Annotated in this window: 18 protein-coding genes and 1 tRNA gene; 5 read left to right on the forward strand and 14 right to left on the reverse strand. The window is 68.7% G+C overall.

Translation table 11 applies throughout. The features are described from left to right. Positions 1-6: 6 nt before the first annotated feature. The gene (locus ACUN0C_RS02635; RefSeq protein WP_445464756.1) at positions 7-798 is read left to right on the forward strand and encodes a DUF1499 domain-containing protein; all 792 of its coding nucleotides are present in this window, start codon (positions 7-9) and stop codon (positions 796-798) included. A gap of 27 nt (positions 799-825) precedes the next feature. Here ACUN0C_RS02635 and ACUN0C_RS02640 read toward each other — a convergent pair whose 3' ends face one another. The 3 genes from ACUN0C_RS02640 to ACUN0C_RS02650 all read right to left on the reverse strand — a co-directional run bounded on the left by ACUN0C_RS02640 (position 826) and on the right by ACUN0C_RS02650 (position 4,086). Next, on the reverse strand, positions 826-1,530 hold the full coding sequence (locus ACUN0C_RS02640; protein WP_445464757.1) for an SCO family protein: 705 nt from the start codon (positions 1,528-1,530) through the stop codon (positions 826-828). A gap of 47 nt (positions 1,531-1,577) precedes the next feature. Beyond that, positions 1,578-2,939, reverse strand: a complete 1,362-nt coding sequence (locus ACUN0C_RS02645) for a selenium-binding protein SBP56-related protein (RefSeq protein ID WP_445464758.1) — start codon at positions 2,937-2,939, stop codon at positions 1,578-1,580. Positions 2,940-3,171: 232 nt separating this feature from the next. Next, on the reverse strand, positions 3,172-4,086 hold the full coding sequence (locus ACUN0C_RS02650; protein WP_445464759.1) for an MBL fold metallo-hydrolase: 915 nt from the start codon (positions 4,084-4,086) through the stop codon (positions 3,172-3,174). 79 nt (positions 4,087-4,165) lie between these two features. Between ACUN0C_RS02650 and ACUN0C_RS02655 the strand changes: the two genes are divergently transcribed. After that, complete coding sequence (locus ACUN0C_RS02655; protein ID WP_445464760.1) at positions 4,166-4,756, forward strand: biotin transporter BioY; 591 nt, start codon at positions 4,166-4,168, stop codon at positions 4,754-4,756. Here ACUN0C_RS02655 and ACUN0C_RS02660 read toward each other — a convergent pair. From ACUN0C_RS02660 to ACUN0C_RS02700, 9 genes are all read right to left on the reverse strand, one after another. Further along, the gene (locus ACUN0C_RS02660; protein ID WP_445464761.1) at positions 4,746-5,783 is read right to left on the reverse strand and encodes a dipeptide ABC transporter ATP-binding protein; all 1,038 of its coding nucleotides are present in this window, start codon (positions 5,781-5,783) and stop codon (positions 4,746-4,748) included. The two genes, ACUN0C_RS02655 and ACUN0C_RS02660, sit on opposite strands and share 11 nt — an antisense overlap. Beyond that, a complete protein-coding gene (locus ACUN0C_RS02665) occupies positions 5,780-6,754 on the reverse strand; it encodes an ABC transporter ATP-binding protein (protein ID WP_445464762.1) in 975 nt (324 codons plus the stop codon). The genes ACUN0C_RS02660 and ACUN0C_RS02665 overlap by 4 nt, the downstream gene beginning before the upstream one ends. 246 nt (positions 6,755-7,000) lie before the next feature. Continuing rightward, positions 7,001-8,032, reverse strand: a complete 1,032-nt coding sequence (locus ACUN0C_RS02670) for a hypothetical protein (protein WP_445464763.1) — start codon at positions 8,030-8,032, stop codon at positions 7,001-7,003. Position 8,033: 1 nt separating this feature from the next. Beyond that, positions 8,034-8,948: an ABC transporter permease subunit gene (locus ACUN0C_RS02675; protein ID WP_445464764.1), complete on the reverse strand. Its 915-nt coding sequence runs from the start codon at positions 8,946-8,948 to the stop codon at positions 8,034-8,036. Between the two features lie 7 nt (positions 8,949-8,955). Beyond that, complete coding sequence (locus tag ACUN0C_RS02680) at positions 8,956-9,963, reverse strand: ABC transporter permease subunit (protein ID WP_445464765.1); 1,008 nt, start codon at positions 9,961-9,963, stop codon at positions 8,956-8,958. Between the two features lie 97 nt (positions 9,964-10,060). Continuing rightward, positions 10,061-11,665, reverse strand: coding sequence for an ABC transporter substrate-binding protein (locus ACUN0C_RS02685; RefSeq protein ID WP_445464766.1), 1,605 nt, complete (start codon positions 11,663-11,665; stop codon positions 10,061-10,063). Positions 11,666-11,893: 228 nt separating this feature from the next. Further along, the gene (locus ACUN0C_RS02690) at positions 11,894-13,399 is read right to left on the reverse strand and encodes a peroxidase family protein (protein ID WP_445464767.1); all 1,506 of its coding nucleotides are present in this window, start codon (positions 13,397-13,399) and stop codon (positions 11,894-11,896) included. Between the two features lie 111 nt (positions 13,400-13,510). Further along, the gene (locus ACUN0C_RS02695; RefSeq protein ID WP_445464768.1) at positions 13,511-14,479 is read right to left on the reverse strand and encodes a magnesium transporter CorA family protein; all 969 of its coding nucleotides are present in this window, start codon (positions 14,477-14,479) and stop codon (positions 13,511-13,513) included. A gap of 47 nt (positions 14,480-14,526) precedes the next feature. After that, positions 14,527-16,296 carry a B12-binding domain-containing radical SAM protein gene (locus ACUN0C_RS02700; protein WP_445464769.1) on the reverse strand — a complete coding sequence of 590 codons (1,770 nt, stop codon included), beginning with the start codon at positions 16,294-16,296 and terminating at the stop codon, positions 14,527-14,529. A 173-nt stretch (positions 16,297-16,469) separates the two neighbouring features. Between ACUN0C_RS02700 and ACUN0C_RS02705 the strand changes: the two genes are divergently transcribed. Beyond that, positions 16,470-16,546: transfer RNA gene (locus ACUN0C_RS02705), tRNA-Pro, on the forward strand. A gap of 191 nt (positions 16,547-16,737) precedes the next feature. On the opposite strand, the gene ACUN0C_RS02710 is transcribed toward ACUN0C_RS02705, so the two are convergent. Both ACUN0C_RS02710 and ACUN0C_RS02715 read right to left on the reverse strand, forming a co-directional pair. Next, positions 16,738-17,391 carry a L,D-transpeptidase gene (locus ACUN0C_RS02710; protein WP_445464770.1) on the reverse strand — a complete coding sequence of 218 codons (654 nt, stop codon included), beginning with the start codon at positions 17,389-17,391 and terminating at the stop codon, positions 16,738-16,740. A gap of 65 nt (positions 17,392-17,456) precedes the next feature. Further along, entirely contained in the window at positions 17,457-17,786 is a 330-nt protein-coding gene (locus ACUN0C_RS02715) for a hypothetical protein (protein WP_445464771.1), read from the reverse strand. Between the two features lie 201 nt (positions 17,787-17,987). On the opposite strand from ACUN0C_RS02715, the gene ACUN0C_RS02720 reads away from it, so the two are divergent. Both ACUN0C_RS02720 and glpD read left to right on the forward strand, forming a co-directional pair. After that, on the forward strand, positions 17,988-18,080 hold the full coding sequence (locus ACUN0C_RS02720; protein ID WP_445464772.1) for a hypothetical protein: 93 nt from the start codon (positions 17,988-17,990) through the stop codon (positions 18,078-18,080). Between the two features lie 118 nt (positions 18,081-18,198). Continuing rightward, positions 18,199-19,722 carry a glycerol-3-phosphate dehydrogenase gene (gene glpD / locus ACUN0C_RS02725; protein WP_445464773.1) on the forward strand — a complete coding sequence of 508 codons (1,524 nt, stop codon included), beginning with the start codon at positions 18,199-18,201 and terminating at the stop codon, positions 19,720-19,722. Positions 19,723-19,737: the final 15 nt, after the last annotated feature.

The raw sequence follows: 19,737 nt of genomic DNA on the forward strand, positions 1-19,737 counted from the left end.
TCGGGAATGGGAGCGCGAGTCGCCATCCGCCGGTCGCGTGCGGCACTCTATTCGCGGCGGTTCGGAGCGGTCGCGCTGCCGGTGCTCGCGCTCGGCGCTGTCGGCCACCGCGTCGGTGCCGTCGACACCGACACGCTGCTCGTGGTGATTCTCGTCGGCTTTCTGCTTGCGACGGCTGCGTTCGCGGCCGGCGTCTATGCCCTGGCCGACATCTGGCACTCCGGGGCGCAAGGAGCCGGACACGCCTTTGCAGGGCTGATCTACGCCGCGCCCGCTCTCGTCCTGCTGGCGCTGTCGCTCTATGCCACCGCCGCCTATCCCCGTCTCGCCGACATCTCGACCGACTGGGACGACCCGCTGCGCTTCAGCGCGGCCGACGATCTCGCCCCCAGCGAGGATCTCGGCGCCTATGCCGCAATCCAGAACGCGGCCTATCCCGACGTGACGGCCCGGCTCTACGCGGTCGACGCGGAGCAGGTGTTCGCGGTCGCGGAGGAACTCGTCGCCGACCGCGGCTGGCGGGTCGCCGAGTCTTTCCCGCCGGAGGCGGCAGGAGACGGCGGGCTGATCGAGGCGGAGGCGCGGACGCCGATCTTCGGCTTCGCCGACGACGTGCTCGTCCGCGTCCAGGGCCTGCCGGAGGGCACGCGCGTGGACGTGCGTTCCCGCTCGCGGATCGGCGAGCACGACCTCTCGACCAATGCGCGCCGCATCCGCGCCTTCCTGAACGACCTCGACGCGGCGCTCGCAGGCGTCCTCAACCCGTCCGGCGGCGCGGGCGCACCGGCGGCGGACTAGGTCCAGAGCCGGCGGCGCCGGGAGAGCTCAATGCCCCGGTTCCTCGAGCGCCAGGGTGCGGACGTCCCGGAGCACGATGTCCGGATCGAGGAAGTCCATGCTGTAGATGTTGCGGACCTGTCCCGCCTCGTCGATCAGGAACACCCGCAGGATGTGGCCGAGGAGAGGCGAGGCACCCGCTGTCGCCGGCCCTACCGGCGCGACGGCCTGATCGTAGCCCGCGAGAACGGGGGCGAGTGCGGCATCATCCGGCGCGGTCAGGAACAGCCATTCCGCACCGCCGTCGCCCGGCTCGCGCCAGGCCAAGCCGTATTCCGCCATCACCGCGGGCGTGTCGTGCGCCGGGTCGAAGCTCATCGAGACTAGCCGGAGCCGCTCCGCGAGGCCCGGCTCGGCGCGAGCCTGCTCCCTGACCCGGGCCAGCTGCATCGTCGCCGTCGGGCAGATGTCGGTACAGCTCGTATAGATGAAGGAGAAGACGGTGATGCGGCCGCGCACGAGCGTGGCGAGCTCGGCGCGCGCGCCGGCCTCGGTCAGGACGGTGCCGCCGGCGGCTTTCCGAATCGGCGGGAGCCGGTAGCTGCCCGGCTCCGGAAGCGCGAAGGCATAGGGCGAAGGCTGGCCGGGCTGGGCGGCGGCCGGAGGTCCGTGCGGACCGTCGTGAGCCGCGGCGGTTGCGGCCAGGACGGCCGTCGCCAGGAGCGCGGCGGCAAGCGCGCGATACCGGGGCATGATCACCTCGCAATGAGGCTGCGGAGCCCGAAGGCTCCGCGCCGGGTTCAGTTCGTGTAGAGGCTCGCCGCGCCGAACGCCATCATGTGCGGCCGGCCGAGACCTTCCTGGGTGAAGTCGATCTCGAAGCGCGGGGCGAGTTCCTTGCCGTCCCAGGTATAGGCCTTGAGGAACTGCTCGTTGGCGTCGCCGGCCTTGTCCCAGTTCTCGAGCAGCGAGCTCGTGTAATAGAGCCGCTCGCCGTCCCAGCTCTGCGAAACCATGTTCACCTGCTCGCCGATCTTCTTCTCGTAGATCTGCTTCGGCTGGTGCGGGTCGGAGACGTCGAAGACCCGCGTCATGCCGTCCATGAAGGTGTTCGCGAAGAGGGTCCTGTCGTCCGCGCTGAGGCTGATGTCGACCGGCACCGGCAGCTTCGACGGATCGCCGATGTCGGCCACGGCCTTGGCCTGCCAGTCGCCGCTTTCGTCCTCGTAGACCAGCCAGATCTGCGATGTGAGCGCCGTCGACGTGAACGCATGGGCGGAATTCTCGCCCCAGGCCCACCGCACCTCGAGCGGCACGCCCGGCACCTGGAACACCTTCTTCGGCGTGCGCGCGTGGAAGTCCCAGATCACCATGGAGTTGCCGAACTTCTTCATCGCCTCCGGGTCGCCGGCGACCTCGCCGAACGGGCGCATGTAGTTCTCGCGGCCGGTGAAGGACGAGGTCAGCATGACGTTCTTGCGCGGCAGGACGCGGGCGTCGTAGCCGTAGCCGTCGGCGAACTCGCCGCCCGGCAGGTCCTTCGCCGTCTCGGCGTCCGGAATCCAGTGCGTGGCGATGAACTCGCCCTCGTTGGAGAATTCCACGAGCGCGGTCTTGCCGGTGCCGTCCGCGTTGGAGAGCGCCGGGATGAGCATGCGGCCGGGCAGCGCATAGGCGCCGTGCGGGCCGACCGCGCCGCCGGTCTTCTCGGCGAAATCGTCGATCGTCTTGACGAGCTTCGGGTCGGCGGGATCGGTCGCGACGTCGAAGACGAAGATCCGGCTGGTGTCGAGCCCGGCCGCCCAGAACTGGCGCCGGTCGTCGGTGAAGCCGCCGTGATGGGCCTCGTTGCGGCCGCCGACGGAATCGGAATCGATGACCTTGCCGAAGGTCGGCGAGCCGTCGCGCACGTCGATGGTGACGAGCTTGTCCGATCCGTCCCCGACGCCCTCGGCGCCGAGCGTCCAGACGTAGACGTAATCCTCCTGCCCGGTGATCTTCGGCATGTAGGGCGAGAGGCACGTCTCGTCGGCGCGCGCGGGGGCGGCGGCGAAAGCCGCAGCGAGCGCGGCCGCGGCGGCGCCTGCCAGCAGCACATGTCCGAACTTCACGCTCTTGTCGGCGCGGGCGCTCGCCCGGCCCCGATCTCTCCTTGACGTCATGGTTCTGTCCTCCCTCGGCGGAACGGCACAAGTTCTCACGTGCCGTGCATTCGCACCGAAGGGTGGAATGCAGCGTGAGAGCGGGCATGGTATCGCGACGCCCCCGCCGGCCGGGTCCGCCGACATGGAGAATACCACACGATCGGCCCGAACGGCCGCGGATCGCATCGTCGGTATCGGCATTCTGAACGGCCCGGTTCAGCCGGCCTCAGGCCGACCCCGGCCCGGCGCGCTACGCCGGCGCGAGGTGGAAGCTTGCGGAAAGGTCCGGAGCGGCGTCCGAAATCACCGCCCCGCGGGCGACGAGATCCTGCAGGTGCGCGAGGGTGGAGAGGCCGGCCGCCGCATGGAGCCGCGGATCGACGTCGCGATAGATGGCGGCGACGATCTCCGGGACGGTGCGGTCGCCCTTGGCGAGGCGGTCGAGGATAGCGCGCTCGCGCATCCGGCGGTGCGTGCGCAACCCCCTCACATGGGCGTGCGCATTCCGGATCGCGCCGCCGTGACCGGGGAGGTAGGTCGTTTCCGGCCGCTCGAGGAGCGTCTCGAGCGACCGCATGTAGTCGGCCATGCCGCCGTCGGGCGGGGCGACGACGGTGGTCGCCCAGGCCATCACGTGGTCGCCCGAGAAGAGGACGTCCTCCCCCACGAGCGCAAAGGCGAGGTGGTTGTCGGTGTGGCCCGGCGTGGCGACCGCCTGCAGCCGAAAGCCTTCGCCCTCGATCGTGTCGCCATGCGCGATCTGCCGCGCCGGGCGGAACGCCTGGTCGCCGGCCGCATCGAGCCGCCCGTCGCCGCCGGCCGGATGGGCGCCGGGAGCGGGGCGGTGCGGGCCGGCGCCAAAGGTCGGCGCGCCGGTCAGAGCGGCGAGCCGGGCGGCGTTCGGCGAATGGTCGCGATGGGTGTGGGTGACGACGATCTCGGTAATCGTCTCGCCGGCGAGCGCGCCGAGCAGCGCGTCGAGATGGGCGGGGTCGTCGGGGCCGGGGTCGATCACCGCGACGCGGCCCGCGCCGACGACATAGGTGTTGGTGCCGGCGAAGGTGAAGGCGCTCGGATTGTCCACCGTCATGCGGCGAATGCCGGGCACGACCTCCACCAGCCGCCCGTGATCCGGCTCGAACCGCCTGTCGAACTGAAGGTTCATGGCCTTCCCCGCCCCCGGCGCTTGCGGCCGCCGAAGGGCCATGTATAGGCTGCGGCCGAGCTTCGGAAGGGAGAACGGGATGAAAGCTGTCGCGACGACGGAGACGATGATCGGCCGCCTGGTGCCGGAGGAGGGCGCGGCCCGGCTCGCGACGCAGGCCGGCCTGGTCCTTCTAGGGACGATGATCCTTTGGGCCTCGGCCAAGATCAGCGTGCCCTTCTGGCCGGTGCCGATGACGCTGCAGACGGGCGCGGTGGCGCTGATCGCGGCGGTCTACGGCTGGCGGCTCGGCCTTGCCACGGTGCTCGCCTATCTCGCCGAGGGCGCGCTCGGCATGCCGGTATTTACGGGCACGCCGGAGAAGGGCATCGGGCTCGCCTACATGGCCGGGCCGACCGGCGGCTATCTCTTCGGCATGGCGCTGCAGGCGATCGTCACCGGCTGGCTGGTCGAGCGCGGCCTCGGGCGCGGGCCCGTCCGGCTGTTCGGCGCGATGTTCGCCGGCGAGGTGGTGCTCTTCGCGGTCGGCCTCGCCTGGCTCGGCACGCTGATCGGCTGGGACAAGCCGGTGCTCGCGCTCGGCCTCTATCCGTTCGTCCTCGGCGACCTGGTGAAGATCGCGCTCGCGGCCTCGCTCGCCGCGGCCGCCGGGCGCGCCATCAGGCGCTGACGTGCCCGAGGGCGTCGACCGGCCGGCCGGCGCCCTCGATCCAGCCTTCCACGATGCCGTGGCAGGTGACCCTGGTCGGCGTGCGGTAGCGCTCGTCGATAAGGATGTCGACGAGGTCCGGCCGGACGTCGACGCAGACCTTGCGGGCATGCGGGCAACGCGGATGGAAGGGGCAGCCGCTCGGCGGGTTGAAGGGTGACGGCAGTTCGCCCTCGAGCTTGATCTGCTCGCGCCGGGCGTCCGGATCGGCGACGGGCGTCGCCGACAGGAGCGCGCGCGTATAGGGGTGCTGCGGCGCCTCGAAGATCGCCTCGACCGGGGCGATCTCGGCCGGGCGGCCGAGATACATGACGAGCACGTCGTCGGCCACGAAGCGGACCACCGACAGATCGTGGCTGATGAAGACGTAGGTCAGGCCGAGCTCGTCCTGGAGGTCCGCGAGGAGGTTCAGGATCTGCGCCTGGATCGAGACGTCGAGCGCAGAGACGGGCTCGTCGAGGACCAGGATCTTCGGCTGCAGCATGAGCGCGCGGGCGACCGCGATGCGCTGGCGCTGTCCGCCCGAGAACATGTGCGGATAGCGGCCGTAATGCTCCGGCCGGAGCCCGACTCGGCGCAGCATGTCGAGCGCACGGGCACGGCGCTCGGCCGCCTTCAGCCTGGTGTTGATGACGAGCGGCTCCTCCAGGATCGTGCCGATCTTCTGGCGCGGGTTGAGCGAGCCATAGGGGTTCTGGAAGACGATCTGGACGGTGCGGCGAAGGTCGCGCAGGACCGATCTCCCCGCGGTCGCGATCTCCTTGCCGTCGATCCTGAGGCTGCCGCCGGAAGGCGGCTCGATCATGGTGATGAGGCGCGCGAGCGTCGACTTCCCGCAGCCCGATTCCCCGACGATGGCGAGGGTCTTGCCCTTCTCCAGCGAGAAGCTCGCGCCGGCGACGGCATGGACGGTCGCCGGCGTGCGGAAGGCGCCGCGGCTCACGCCATAGGTGCGCGTGACGTTCTCGGCCTCAATCAGCGCGCTCATGCGGCGGCCTTTTCGGTGTTGCGCGGATAATGGCAGAGCGCCTCGCCGAGCTCGGGCGGCTGGCGCGGCGGCACGACCGTCCGGCAGAGGTCGGTGGCGAAGGCGCAGCGCGGGTTGAAGAGGCAGGCCGGCGGGCGGTCGCCGAGGCCCGGGACGACGCCCGGGATCGCCGGAAGCCGGGCTCCGGAGGCGCGGTCGGGCAGCGCATCGAGGAGCGCGACCGTGTAGGGATGGTGCGGCGCGCGGAACAGGCCGCGCACGCTCTGCCGCTCCACCTGCTGGCCGGCATACTGGACGACCACGCGCTGCGCCGTTCCGGCGACCACGCCCATGTCGTGCGTGATGAGGACCAGCGCCATTCCGGTCTCGGCCTGCAGCCGCACCAGGAGGTCGAGGATCTGCGCCTGGATCGTCACGTCGAGCGCCGTGGTCGGCTCGTCGGCGATGAGGAGCTTCGGCCGGCAGGCGATCGCCATGGCGATCATGACGCGCTGGCTCATGCCGCCGGAAAGCTGGTGCGGGAACGCCGAAAGGCGCTTCTCCGGATCGGGCAGGCCGACCTCCCGCAGGAGCTCGACGGACCGGGCGCGGCGCTCGGCGCGGCCCATGCCGAGATGCGTCCGCAGCGCCTCGCCGATCTGGAACCCGACCGTGAAGCACGGATTGAGGCTCGCGATCGGCTCCTGGAAGATCATCGCCATGTCCTTGCCGATGACCTTGCGCCGGTCCCGGCCGGGCATCGTCATGAGGTCCTGCCCGTCGAAGACGAGCCTGTCGGCCGTCACCGTGGCGGTCTTCGGCAGGAGACCCATGACCGCGAGCATGGCGACCGACTTGCCCGAGCCGGATTCGCCGACGATCGCGACGACGTCGTTCGGCGCGACGTCGAGGTCGATGCCGTCGACGGCGCGGAACGGGCCGCCGGCGGTGGCGAAGGTCACGCAGAGGTTTCTGATCTCGAGAAGGGGCATTCCTGGGTTCGCTTGGCTGGGTTCCGTGGGCGGACTATATTCGATGGAGGAAAGGGACCGAGATGCCTCAGAAGCCGACAATTCTGGATCAGCCGCCGAAGCCGGTTCCGGCGCCGCGGCCTGGAACCTTCGGTCCGGCGCCGGCATATTGAGCTCGGCGGCGGCGCCTGGCTTCGTCGCCGTGGCGGATGCGGGCCAGGGTTCCTTCACCCTTGTCCTGTAATCCAGCGAATTGCGGCAAGCGTCTCAATCTCCTCTCGCGACTTCTTCGGCGGCAGCGAGCAGGCCCGCAAACACCCACATGTCTTCCGGAACATCTGCTAGCACGGCGGGCGTGGCGGGCAGCACGCCATCTCCCGCGAAGAAGCGGTAATAGAACTTGTCCTTCGTCCCGAGATCAATTCCGAGGTCGGCCAGCATGCTCCCGACTGCATCCCTCAAGCGCTTCATTGTGCTCCGGTCACGCGTGCCGAGATATTCGTCGACGAGCATCTCCAGGTGCTGCCTGCTGCTTACCTCCGGAGCGAGATAGACCCGCGCGAACTCGCGCAAGTTCACGACACCGGACTGAACTGCGAGCGAGAGTGGCGCAGGGCTGGCAGCGGCCTGCACGCGCATCAGCGCGCCGTTCACGCTGACCGTCGCATGCGCACCCGTGCCGAGGAGGTCCGAGATCCCCTTCTCCAGACTGCCGCCGGCCGAACCGCCGCCGGCGATCTCGAACGTCAATTCCGCCTTCATGACACCGTGAAAAACCCGGGTGACGAGGACGTCGGACGTCGAACTTCCTTGCAGGATGGTGCGGATCACCTCGCAATCGGGTGCAGTTCCGGGCTTGGAGAAGTCCAAGCCGGCGGGCGGCTCATCCTGCGACAGCGGATCGAACTGCAGACTGCTGGCAGAGCCGATTCTGCCGTGCAGTTCCGCCTCGATCTGGGCGATCCTCTGGACAGGCAGCCCAACCGCGGTCGCTGCTGCATGAGAATCGAACGACTGCGTCCGGCTCGCATTCATTCGCTGGTATCTCACGCGCGGAAGAGAATAGCAGCGGTCCCGGGGCAGCAGCGTCATTTCGCTCGGCAGGGACAGGACCTCGCCGGATTTCACCGCCGGATTGCTGAAGAGCGGGATCGCCCGATGCGCCTGCAGGAAGTGCTTCGCGAGCAGCGCCCTGAACTGCGTTTCGCTGCCGGCCGAGGCGGCATCGGGGACCAGCGCGGCAGCGCAGGCGACGAGGGCGAGAAGCGCCGGCGCAGCACGCCTGATCCGTCCCATCATGTCAGCTCCGCTTGAGCTTCGGGTCGAGCGCGTCGCGGAGGCCGTCGCCAACGAGGTTGATGGCCAGCACCGTGATCAGGATCGCGAGCCCCGGGAACGTGACCACCCACCAGGCGCGCATGATGAACTCGCGCGCCTCGGCGAGCATGGTGCCCCATTCCGGCGTGGGCGGCTGGGCGCCCATGCCGAGGAAGCCGAGCGCGGCCGCGTCGAGGATGGCGTTCGAGAAAGAGAGGGTCGCCTGCACGATGAGGGGGGCGACGCAGTTCGGCAGGATCGTCCGCAGCATGAGGCGGATCGGCCCGGCGCCGGCGACGCGCGCGGAGACGACGTATTCCTTGCCGATCTCCGTCATCACGGCCGCGCGCGTGAGGCGCACGAAATGCGGCTGGAGCACGAGCGCGATGGCGATCATCGCGTTCATGAGCCCCGGCCCAAGCACCGCGACCAGCACGAGGGCGAGGAGCAGCGACGGGAAGGCGAGGATCACGTCCATGATCCGCATGATCACGGTGTCGACCCAGCCCCGGAAGAAGCCGGCGACGAGGCCGATAGCGATGCCGCCGACGAGCGCGATCGTGACGACGACCACGCCGATGAAGAGCGAGAAGCGTGCGCCGTAGAGGAGGCGGGAGAGGATGTCGCGCCCGACGGCGTCGGTTCCGAGCAGGTACGCGGCACGGCCGCCCTCGGCCCAGGCGGGCGGCACCAGGATGGCGTTCCGGAACTGCGTGTTCGGCGAATAGGGCGCGATCAGCGGCGCGAAGATCGCGGCGAAGACGAGCAGGGCGAAGACCACGAGGCCGATCAGGGCGCCGCGGTTCTCCGAGAAGTAGAACCAGAACTCCGCCAGCATCGCGCGCCGCGCGCGGCGGCCGGATTCGGCGATCGCAGTGGTGGCGGCGGCGTCTGTCATGGCCGCCTCACACGTGCCGGATGCGCGGGTTGATCAGCCCGTAGAGCAGATCGACCGTCAGGTTCACGAGCATGATGATGCCGGCGATGATGAGGAGGCCGCCCTGGATGACCGGATAGTCTCGCCGGAACACCGAATCGACCATCCATTTTCCGATGCCGGGCCAGGAGAAGATCGTCTCCGTCAGGATGGCGCCGGCGAGCAGCACCCCCACCTGCAGGCCGATGGTCGTGATGACGGGGATGAGCGCGTTCCTGAGCGCGTGGAGACCGACCACGCGGAAGGGCGAGAGCCCCTTGGCGCGGGCGGTGCGGACGTAATCCTCGCCGAGCACCTCCAGCATGGCCGAGCGGGTCTGGCGCGCGATCACGGCGAGCGGGATGGTGGCGAGGACGATGGCGGGCAGGACGAGATGGCTCACCGCCGATCTGAAGGCGCCGGGCTGGCCGGAGAGCAGCGAGTCGATCAGCATGAACCCGGTGACGGGCGGAAAGTAGTAGAGGAGCGAGATGCGCCCCGAGACGGGCGTCCATTGCAGCACGCCGGAGAAGAAGATGATGAGGAGCAGGCCCCACCAGAAGATCGGCATGGAATAGCCGACGAGGGCGACGCCCATGACCGCCTGGTCGAAGAAGGAGCCGCGCTTCACCCCGGCTATGACGCCGGCCGGAATGCCGATCAGCACGGCGATCAGGATGGCGCAGACCGAGAGTTCCAGCGTGGCCGGGAAGAGGGTGAAGAACTCCTGCAGCACGGGCCGGCGGGTGACGATGGACTGGCCCAGGTCGCCGGCCAGGACGCCGCCCAGATAGTCGAGATACTGCACCACGAAGGGCCGGTCGTAGCCGAGCTGGTGCATGATCTGCTGGTAGCGCTCCGGCGACATCACGCGCTCTCCGGACATCAGCATCACCGGATCGCCCGGCAGGAGCCGGATGAACGAGAACGCGATGATCGAGACCCCGATGAACGTCGGGACCAGGACGAGAACGCGGCCGAGCAGGAAGCGGAGCATGGCGATCTTTCGACCGGATCGGCGGCCGGATCAAGCCACCTGACGGTGAGGAACGCCCCGCCGGGGGCGGGGCGTTCCGCCGCTCTTCAGGCCGCTGCTACTCCTGGATGTCGACGTCCAGGAAGCTGTGATGGCCGAGCGGGCTCATCACGTAGCCGGACACGTTCTTGCGCATCGGCATGACGACCAGCGAATGGTCGATCGTGGCCCAGGGGGCCTCGCGCTTGAAGACGACCTGCGCCTCCTCGTAGAGCTTCGTGCGCTCCTCCTGATCGGCGGTCTCCTTGGCCCTGGTCACGAGGTCGTTGAACTCCTCGTTGCACCATTGCGCGCGGTTGTTGCCGCCGACGGCCTCGCAGCCGAGCAGGGTGTGCAGGAAGTTGTCCGGGTCGCCGTTGTCGCCCGTCCAGCCGAGCAGGACGGCGCCGTCGCGGTCCTTCTCCCTCGAGCGCTGCAGGTACTCCGCCCATTCGAAGGATACGATCTCGACGTTCACGCCGATCTCGGCGAAGTCGGACTGGATGATCTCGGCGGCGCGGCGCGCGTTCAGCATGTAGGGGCGCGCGACGGGCATCGCCCACACCTTCATGGAGAGGTTCTGGACGCCGGCCTCCTCGAGCATCTTCTTCGCGGCTTCCGGGTCGTATGCGTCGTCCTCGATCGCGTCGTTGTAGGACCACATGGTCGGCGGGATCGGGTTTTTCGCGGGCGTCGCCGCCCCCTGGAACACCGCGTCGATGATCGCCTCCTTGTTGATCGCCATGTTGAGCGCCTTGCGGACCTCGGCCTTGTCGAACGGCGCCTGGGTCGTGTTGTAGGCGAGATAGGCGACGTTGAGGCCCTCCTGCTCCATCACCTGCAGGTCGGCGTTAGCCTTCATGCCCTCGACGTCGGCGGCGTTCGGGTAGGGCATGACGTGGCATTCCCCGGCCTGCAGCTTCTGGGCGCGCACGGCGGCGTCGGTGGTGATGGCGAAGACGAGGTCGTCGATCTTCTGCTTGCCGCCCCAGAAGTCCGCGTTGGCGCGGTAGCGGATGACCGCGTCGGGCTGGTAGGCCACGAAGGCGTAGGGCCCGGTGCCGAGCGGACGCTGGTTGAGCATGTCCATCTGGCCGTCGGCTGCGAGCTTGTCGGCGTACTCCTTCGACATGATCGAAGCGAAATCCATGCCGAGATTGGTGAGGAACGGCGCTTCGGGCTTGGCGAGCGTGAACTTCACCGTCAGGTCGTCGACCTTCTCGATGCTCTTGATGAGGTCCGGCATGCCCATGCCGTTGAAATATTCCCAGGCCGCGCCGGCGACGTACTGGTGCCAGGGATTGTCGGCCTTCTGCTGGCGCTCGAAGGAGAAGATCACGTCGTCGGCATTGAGGTCGCGCGTCGGCGTGAAGAAGTCGGTGGTCTGGAATTTCACGCCGGGCCGGAGCTTGAACGTGTATTCCAGGCCGTCGTCGGAGATCTCCCAGCTCTCGGCGAGGCCGGGACCGATCGAGGTCGTGCCGGGCTCGAACTCGACGAGACGGTTGTAGACGGGCCGGGACGAGGCGTCGAAGGTCGTGCCGGCGGTGTAGAGCGCCGGGTCGAAGCCTTCAGGGCTGCCCTCGGAGCAATAGACCAGCGTCTTCGCGGAGGCGGCGCCGGCCGAGAGCGCGGCGAGGCTCGCGCCGATCATTGCTGCTTTCAGCGTTCGGTTGAACGTCATGTGGGGGACTCCTCCCAATCGGGACCCAAGCGAGAGCGGGCACCTCGCCCGCTCTCCTGCGGCTAGGAAAGGACGGATCGCGTCGGGAAATCAATGGCGCGCCCGCGCGACTCGCGTCCCTTTCGGGTTTCGTCCCTGTTTCGGCGTTTCCGCAATGTTGCGTCGACATTTCTTTGTCGCGCCGCACCGCCATGCGCCGGCGCGCCGGCGCATGGCGGCTGCCGCGGCTCAGGTGCCCTGCGGTGCGGCAGCGATCGGCACGGCCGGAGCGGCAGGACCGGCGCCGGCCGCGGCCGCGGGCCTCGCCCCGACGACGCCGGCCTTCCTGAGGAGATCGGCCATGGCGAAGGAGCCGCCATCCGGCTGCCATTTCGGGTGCTGGCGGAGGTAGGTACTGCGGTCGCCCTTCAGGAGCCCGACGAAGACCTCGGCGACGATCCGCCCGCCGACCGCGCCGAGATGCCGGCCGTCGCCCTGCATCTGGGCCTCGCGCAGGATGTAGAACCAGAGCGGGGTCTCGACGGCGAGCCGGGGGTCGATGGCGCCGATGTCCACGAGGTCCGCGGCGGCCAGGGGTTCGACCCCGAGATGGCGCGCGACCGACTGGCCCGACGGGAGCCCGAAGGCGAGACCCCGGAGGAGGTTCCGCTGCGCGAGTGATTGCTGCTGCCCCTCGGGGATGCCGAGGAGCTTGAACAGGGCCGTGGAGAGGGTCGTGTCGATCTTCTTGTTGCGCGTTGCACTCTGTCCGTCGAAGTCGAAGAAGCCCTGCCAGTCGATGAAGCGCCGCGCCGCGCGCTTGCCGCCGCGCAAGTCCTCCGGATCCTTGTGCTTCGCATCGAGCCCGAAATCGAAGATGGGCGCTCCGAACGGCGGCCCTCCCGGCGGGCCGAAATTGGCAAGGTAGCGCGGCCGGACCTGGCTGTGGCCGAAACGGTAGGCGGCGACGGAGAACTCCACCGGGATGAAGGGCAGGTTGTTCCAGTCGTAGATCTGGCACGGCTCGTTCAGCACGGATTTGAGCATCGCCTGCCCCACGGTTGCCGGCAGGAACTCGTGCACGATGATCCATTGGTAGTGCCAGCGCACGAGCCTCTGCGCCTCGGCGAAGAGTGTGTCCGGGTCCGAAGCGCCTGCGGTGCGGAGCTCGTCGACGATGGCGTTGTGGAACTTCAGGAACGCCAGGTGGAGCTGCGCAATGATCAGGTTCTCGTCGTTGCGCGGATCGCCGATGAGCGCCCGGTCCTGGCTGTTGCGCGGCAGGTCGAAGCGCACGGTGCCGTCCGCGCTCGCTCCGTCGGAGCCGGGGATCGCCTCCACCAGCATTCTCGTCCGGCCGTCGTCCACCTCGCGATCATAGAGGTGGGGGGAGGCGCCCGGCCCCGAGCCGTAGACGCTGTCGAGCTCGAAGGCGGGCGTGCGGAAGTTGGTGATCGCCTCCGGATCCTGCTGCCGCTCGAGGCTGGAGGTCGGGTCGAACGTGATGTCGTGGTCGAGGAACTGGCCGAGAAAGGTCATTCCGGCCGGCATGTCCGGATTGTCCGGATTGTTCCCGGTGCCAGCGTCCATGATGCCGCCTCGCTCACCGACCTTGAGGAGCGCCTCGACCATGGAGCGGTCCTGGATGTCGCCCTGCGGGGGAAGGGTCGGGAACAGCCGGCCGAAACGCCCGGAATTGTAGTAGCGCGAATGCGGGGCGTTCATGCCCCGCGTCGAAACGAAGCCATGTCTCATGATTGTCCTCCCTCGGCTTCTGCGAGCCGCGGGAGGAAGGTACCACGATATGCAACTAATGATAAATGTCTTGTTCAGGTACAACCGGTAGTGTCGGTCGCGCGGCGGCGCTCACAGCCATCCGCGCCGCTTGAAGTACCAGTAGGGCAGGAGGGAGGAGAGGATCATCATGATCACGGCGAGGGGATAGCCGGCGAGCCAATGCAGTTCCGGCATATACTCGAAGTTCATGCCGTAGATGGAGGCGATCAGGGTCGGCGGCAGGAAGATCACCGCCACTACCGAGAAGATCTTGATGGTCGCGTTCTGCTCGATGTTGAGCAGGCCGAGCGTGGCGTCGAGCAGGAAACCGATCTTGTGCGCGATGAAGGCGGCGTGATCGGCGAGCGAGGCGACGTCGCGCGCCATCGTCTTCAGCTGCGCGCGCATCGCCTTCGTCACCTCCGGGCCGGTCGCGGCGCTCGCGAAGGTGATGAGCCGGCCCAGGCTCACCAGCGATTCCCTGATCTTGGAGGTGAGGTCGCCCTTCCGTCCGATCTGGCCGAGGATCGCCTCGAAGTCCCGGCGGTCCTGCGCCTTGATGTGACTGTGCTCGAAGATGCTGCCGGACAGCGTGTCGAGTTCCGCCCCCAACATCTCCAGCACGTCGGCAAGGCGGTTGATGATCGCATCGAGGAGGCCGGTGAAGGCGGTTTCGGCGCCGATCTGGCCCGAGCCGGGACGACCGGCGGTCGTCACGAAGGACTGGAACGGCAGCGGGTCGAAATGGCGGACGGTGATGAGCCGCGAGGGGGCCAGCACGAATGTGACGGGCGCCCCCACCGGGTTGGGCGTGTCCGCGGCCGCCAGAACCGTCGCGGTCATGTAGAGGGTGTCGTTGACGTGGTAGAGGCGGGAGGAAACCTCGATCTCGGCCATTTGCTCCGCCGTCGGCACCTTCAGCGCGAGCACCTCCTCCACGAGCGCGGCTTCTTCGGCCGTCGGCTGCACGAGGTCGATCCAGGCGGCCGCCCGGATGGCGCCGGGCGAAACCTCGCAACTGGCGAGCGTGTCGGCGGTGCAGGTGTAGAGCTTGATCATCGGGCCTCTGCACGTGAGCCCGAGGCCGCGGCGGGACAGGCACGCCCTCAGGCGGCTCCGGTGCGGATCCGGGCGAGCTTCCGTTCCCGCTCTACATAGGCCTTCGCCTCGCCGCTCTGGAAGATGCCGAGCGTCTCCGTGTCGTCGTCCGCGACCGGCGTCAGGGCCGTGTCCCGCCAGGCGCGGCGGTTCGGGTCGCGCTTGATGGCGTGATAGACGCGGCGCATCCGGCCCCAGAGCCACAGCCAGCGGACCTGCTTCGATACCGTCTCCGCCCAGAAGCGCGGGTAGAACGTGAAGGCCGGCTCGACCGGGAGGCCCGGCCTGCGGTCGCGGCGGTGCTTCAGCCGCACCAGGCCGCATTCGAGCGGGTGGATGCCCTCGATCCGGATCGACCCGATGAACCAGTTGAGCACGAAGAGCGCCTGCCCGACGCTGTTGCCCGTGGCCGCCGCCCGCCGCAGCACGCGCTCGACATGCTCGTCGGAATAGTAGATCTCCCACGCCCGCCGGTAGGCACCTTCCCATTCGTCCTGCGACATCAGCGGATGGCGCATGACGGCGTGGTTGAGGTCGTACTTGTTCAGGTCGGGGTCCATCCACGCGCCGGCGAGCCACAGCTTCTTGTGGTCCTCGGAACCGGGCAGCGGCGTCAGGAAGAAGAATTCGAGCAGGTCGACCGGCAGTTCCTCCTGGATGACGCGGATGTCGCGCTCGATGCGCTCCGGCGTGTCGTTCGGAAAGCCGAGGATGTAGCCGCAATAGGTGATCACCCGGGCAGTCTTCCAGGCGAGCAGCATCTTGCGATACTCGGTGATCTTGTTCTGCTTCTTCTTGGCAGCCTCGAGGTTGTCCGGACTGACGTTCTCCAGACCGATGAACACCCGCTTCACGCCGGCGCGCGCCGCCTTCTCGATGAAGTTCGGCAGGCGGTGGCAGAGCGTGTCGACCTGGATGATCAGGCGGATGTTGATGCCGTCCTCCTCGCGCAGCTTGATGAGGCGGTCGAAGATCGGCTCCCAGTCCTTGTTGCGCGCGAAATTGTCGTCCGTGATGAAGAAGTGGAGGATGCCCTGCGCCGCGTTGTCGCGCACGATCCGCTCGATGTCGTCGGGCGAACGGCGGCGCGACTTGCGGCCCTGGACGTTGATGATCGTGCAGAACGAGCACTGGAACGGGCATCCGCGGCCGGCGTCGAAGGACGAGTTCTCGCCGAAGGTGCGGCGGACGACCTCCGCCGGCAGATGCGGGGTCGGCACGCGTTCGATGCCGGGCAGGTCGGCCATGTGATTGTAGACCGGCTTCAGATTGCCGGCGATGGCGTCCCGCAGCACCTCCTCCAGCCGGCCTTCCTCCGCCTCGCCGGCGAACACGAAGGCGCCGAGATCGAGGGCCTTCTGAACGTTCGGCTCGATCTCGGGCAGCATGGCCAGCGTGCCGGAGACGTGGAAGCCGCCGATCCCGACGGTGACGCCTTTGCTCCGCAGGGCGGCGGCGATGTCGAGCGCGCGCGGGAACTGGTTCGACTGGACGCCGACGAGCATCACGAGGCCGCAATCGGCGGCCGCGATCGACCGTGCGATCCTCTCCGGCCTCACCCTGCGGTTCGTCTCGTCGATGGCGTCGATCTTCAGGTCTATGTTGTCGCCGAGGGCGTCAGTCCGCGCCACCGCGCTCGCGATGCCGTAGAGGCATGCAAGCGAATTGGCGGGTATCGGCGAACGGAACCATTGGATGACGTAGCCGTCGTCGTCATAGTGAGACGGCTTCACAAGAACCAGCCGGAACAATCTCCGGGGAGTCTTGCCCGCTTCCATGCTGCACTCCACCGATGCCGGTACGGCACAGTCGCACTCGCGTGCTGCAGGGGCAACCGATTTGGAGCCGCCGGTTCTCCTGCGGTCCCGGAGACGGCGCGAGACGGCATCCGCGCGAGGCCCGAATGGGTTGCGGGCCTCCGGAACTGTCGTTATATCACCGCTCCGGTCGGCGGAGTGTAGCGCAGTCTGGTAGCGCACCTCGTTCGGGACGAGGGGGTCGCAGGTTCAAATCCTGCCACTCCGACCATCTCTTCAGCGGCCCTCCCGAGGCCACCCCCTTGTAATCGGCTCCCTGTCGGCGCCGCGCCGTCTGGCGCGCTGCATCGCTCCAGGGCCAGGTCCGGGCCTCCCGTCTCATGCCGTTCTGCGCTGCGCGGTCGCATGCGGGCGGCGTGTCCCGGGGAGACGGGTCTCCCCGGGCTTTCCGGTCGCTTGCTCTCAGGCCACGGCCCCGCCGCGTGACGGACGGACGACCACCCGGCTACCCCTCGGCACGCGGTCGTAGAGGTCGATGACCTCGGCATTGAGGAGCCTTATGCACCCGGACGATACCGATCGACCGATCGACCAGGCCTCGTTGGTGCCGTGGATGCGGTAGAGCGTGTCGTGGCCGTTCTGGTAGAGGTAGAGCGCGCGGGCGCCGAGCGGGTTCTCCGGCCCACCCGGCATGCCCTTCGCCCATTCGATCAGTTCCGGCTCGCGCGCGATCATCTCGCGCGGCGGCGTCCAGGTCGGCCATTCCGCCTTTCGGGCGATGGTCGCGGTGCCGTCCCAGCCGAAGCCGTCGCGGCCGACGCCGACGCCGTAGCGCATGGCCTCGCCGCCTTCCATCACCAGCCAGAGGAAGCAGGCGTCGGGATCGACCACGATGGTGCCCGCGGGCTCGCCGGTCGGATCCGGCACAATCTGCCGCCAGAACTTGCGGTCGATCCTGGTCAGGTCGACCGCCTCGATCGGGAAGATCTCGGGCGATTTCGGGACAAGCATGACCGGCTCGACACGGGCGGGCGGCGGCGGCGAGGCGGTCTGCACCGAGCAGCCGGCAAGGGTCCATGCCGCCGAAGCGGCGAGAAAACTACGTCTGTTGAACATGATGACATCTCCGCTGAGGGTCCGGGGGCCTCCGCCGCCGAGGCGGGAAGGCCGTTCGAAAGTCTTCAGGCGGAGACGGCCCTCGGCGGGCCGTGCGGCACGGGCACGGTCCAGGCGGCCGGAAGGCCGTGGGAAACGGCATGGAAGCGAGCGCCGCCGAGCAGGCGCGGACCGATGTCGGCGGCGTCGTGAACCTGGTCGAAGAGGCAGGCGAGGAGCGCCGACCCGCTTTGGCATCGCTTCGCCGGGGCGGGCGTCGACGGCGCGCCGTTCGACTGCGCGAGCACGACCGGTGCCGGCGACGGCGCCGCGCCCGACGGAAATCGGCTGGCCGGGACCGTCGTGGTCACGAACGCAAGAAGCAGGGCGAGAATCGTCGAACAGATTCGGTTCACGGCGGGCTGAGTCGCCGGGCTTCTGGGCGGGATAAAGGCGGACGCGATCACGAACGGGAGAGTGCGAGCGCGACTTGTGGCCAACGTCCAGCGGCGGGCGCCCGGGAAACCCGCTCGACGACGCACGACCCTCCACGTCGTGGCGCGACGGGAACCTTGCGGCCGGCGCGCCATTCCCCGAAAGCGTCCCCAATTGAGAGAATGCTGATGCTGAAGTTCATCGGTGGCACCGTCGGAATCATCTTCCTGATCGGCCTCCTGGTCGTGATCGGGCTGCTGTCGCTGATCTTCTGACCGCTGCAGGCGGCCGGGTCGTCGGGCGCGCAGAATCAGGTGCATCGCACGGCTCGAAGTTGCTAATGCTCGGGCAGCGGCAGGCCTTGATCGCCGCGCGGCTCGAGGTTCGGAACGGGTGCGCCAGAATTCCTTCGACATCGCCATGGTGGGCGGCGGCATCAACGGCTGCGGCATAGCCCGGGACGCAGCCGGGCGAGGATTGTCGGTCTATCTCTGCGAGAAGGACGACCTCGCGAGCGCCACGTCCTCGGCCTCGACCAAGCTCATCCACGGCGGCCTGCGCTATCTCGAACATTACGAGTTCCGGCTCGTCCGCGAGGCGCTGGCGGAGCGCGAGGTGCTGCTGCGCGCCGCCCCGCACATCATCTGGCCGCTCCGCTTCGTGCTCCCGCACCACGAGGGGCTGCGCCCGGCCTGGCTGATCCGGCTCGGGCTTTTCCTCTACGACCATATCGGCGGCCGCAAGTTGCTGCCGCCCGCGCGCCGGCTCGATCTCGCCAAGGATCCGGCGGGCGCGCCGCTGAAGCCGGCGTTCCGGCGGGCCTTCGAATACTCGGATTGCTGGGTCGAGGACGCCCGGCTCGTCGTGCTCAATGCCGTCGACGCGGCGGAGCGCGGCGCGGTGATCGAGACCCGGACCGAGCTGATGACCGCCGAGCGCAAAAACGGGCTGTGGTCGCTCACCGTGCAGGACCGCCTCACCGGCGCGCAGCGCCGGATCGCAGCGAGGGCGCTCGTGAACGCGGCCGGGCCGTGGGTGGCGGAGGTGACCGCAGACCGGCTTGGCCTGCCCCTCGATGCCCCCGTGCGGCTCGTCAAGGGCAGCCACATCGTCGTGCCGCGGCTGTTCGACCACGACCGCGCCTACATCTTCCAGAATGCCGACAAGCGGATCGTCTTCGCGATTCCCTTCGAACGCGACTTCACCCTCGTCGGGACCACCGACCTCGATTTCCGCGGCGACCCGGCCTCACCTTCGATCGGAGCGGCCGAGACGGAATACCTGTGCGAGGCCGCAAGCGCCTATTTCCGGCTGCCGGTGCGGCCCGCAGACGTCGTCTGGAGCTATTCGGGCGTGCGCCCGCTCTACGACGACGGGGCGAGCGAGGCGCAGGCGGCGACCCGCGACTACGTGCTGAAGCTCGATGCGGGGGATGGGCTCGCGCCGCTCCTCAACGTCTATGGCGGCAAGATCACCACCTACCGGCGGCTGGCGGAGGCGGCGCTGGCGAAGCTCGCGCCGCGCCTCGGCCATGCCGGCGCACCCTGGACCGCGGATGCGGCACTGCCGGGCGGCGACTTCCCCGCCGACGGCTTCGAGGCCGAGGTGGAGGCGCTGCGCTCCGCGTGCCCGTTCTGCGGCCCGGAGACGGCGCGCCGGCTGGTCCGGGCCTACGGCACGCGTGCGCGCGGGATCGTCGGAGGCGTGTCGAGCGAGGGCGATTGGGGAACGCGCTTTGGCGCCGACCTGAGCGAGCGGGAGGTCCGTTACCTGATCGACCACGAATGGGCGCGCACGGCCGACGACGTCCTCTGGCGGCGCACCAAGCTCGGCCTTCGGATCGCGGCGACGGATCGCGAGCGGCTCGAGGCCTTCATGCGGCAGGCGGCCGGTGCGGCCGCGGCACCTGCGGCATGAAGCGGGACCGCAGGC

The sequence above is a fragment of the Faunimonas sp. B44 genome (assembly GCF_052655945.1).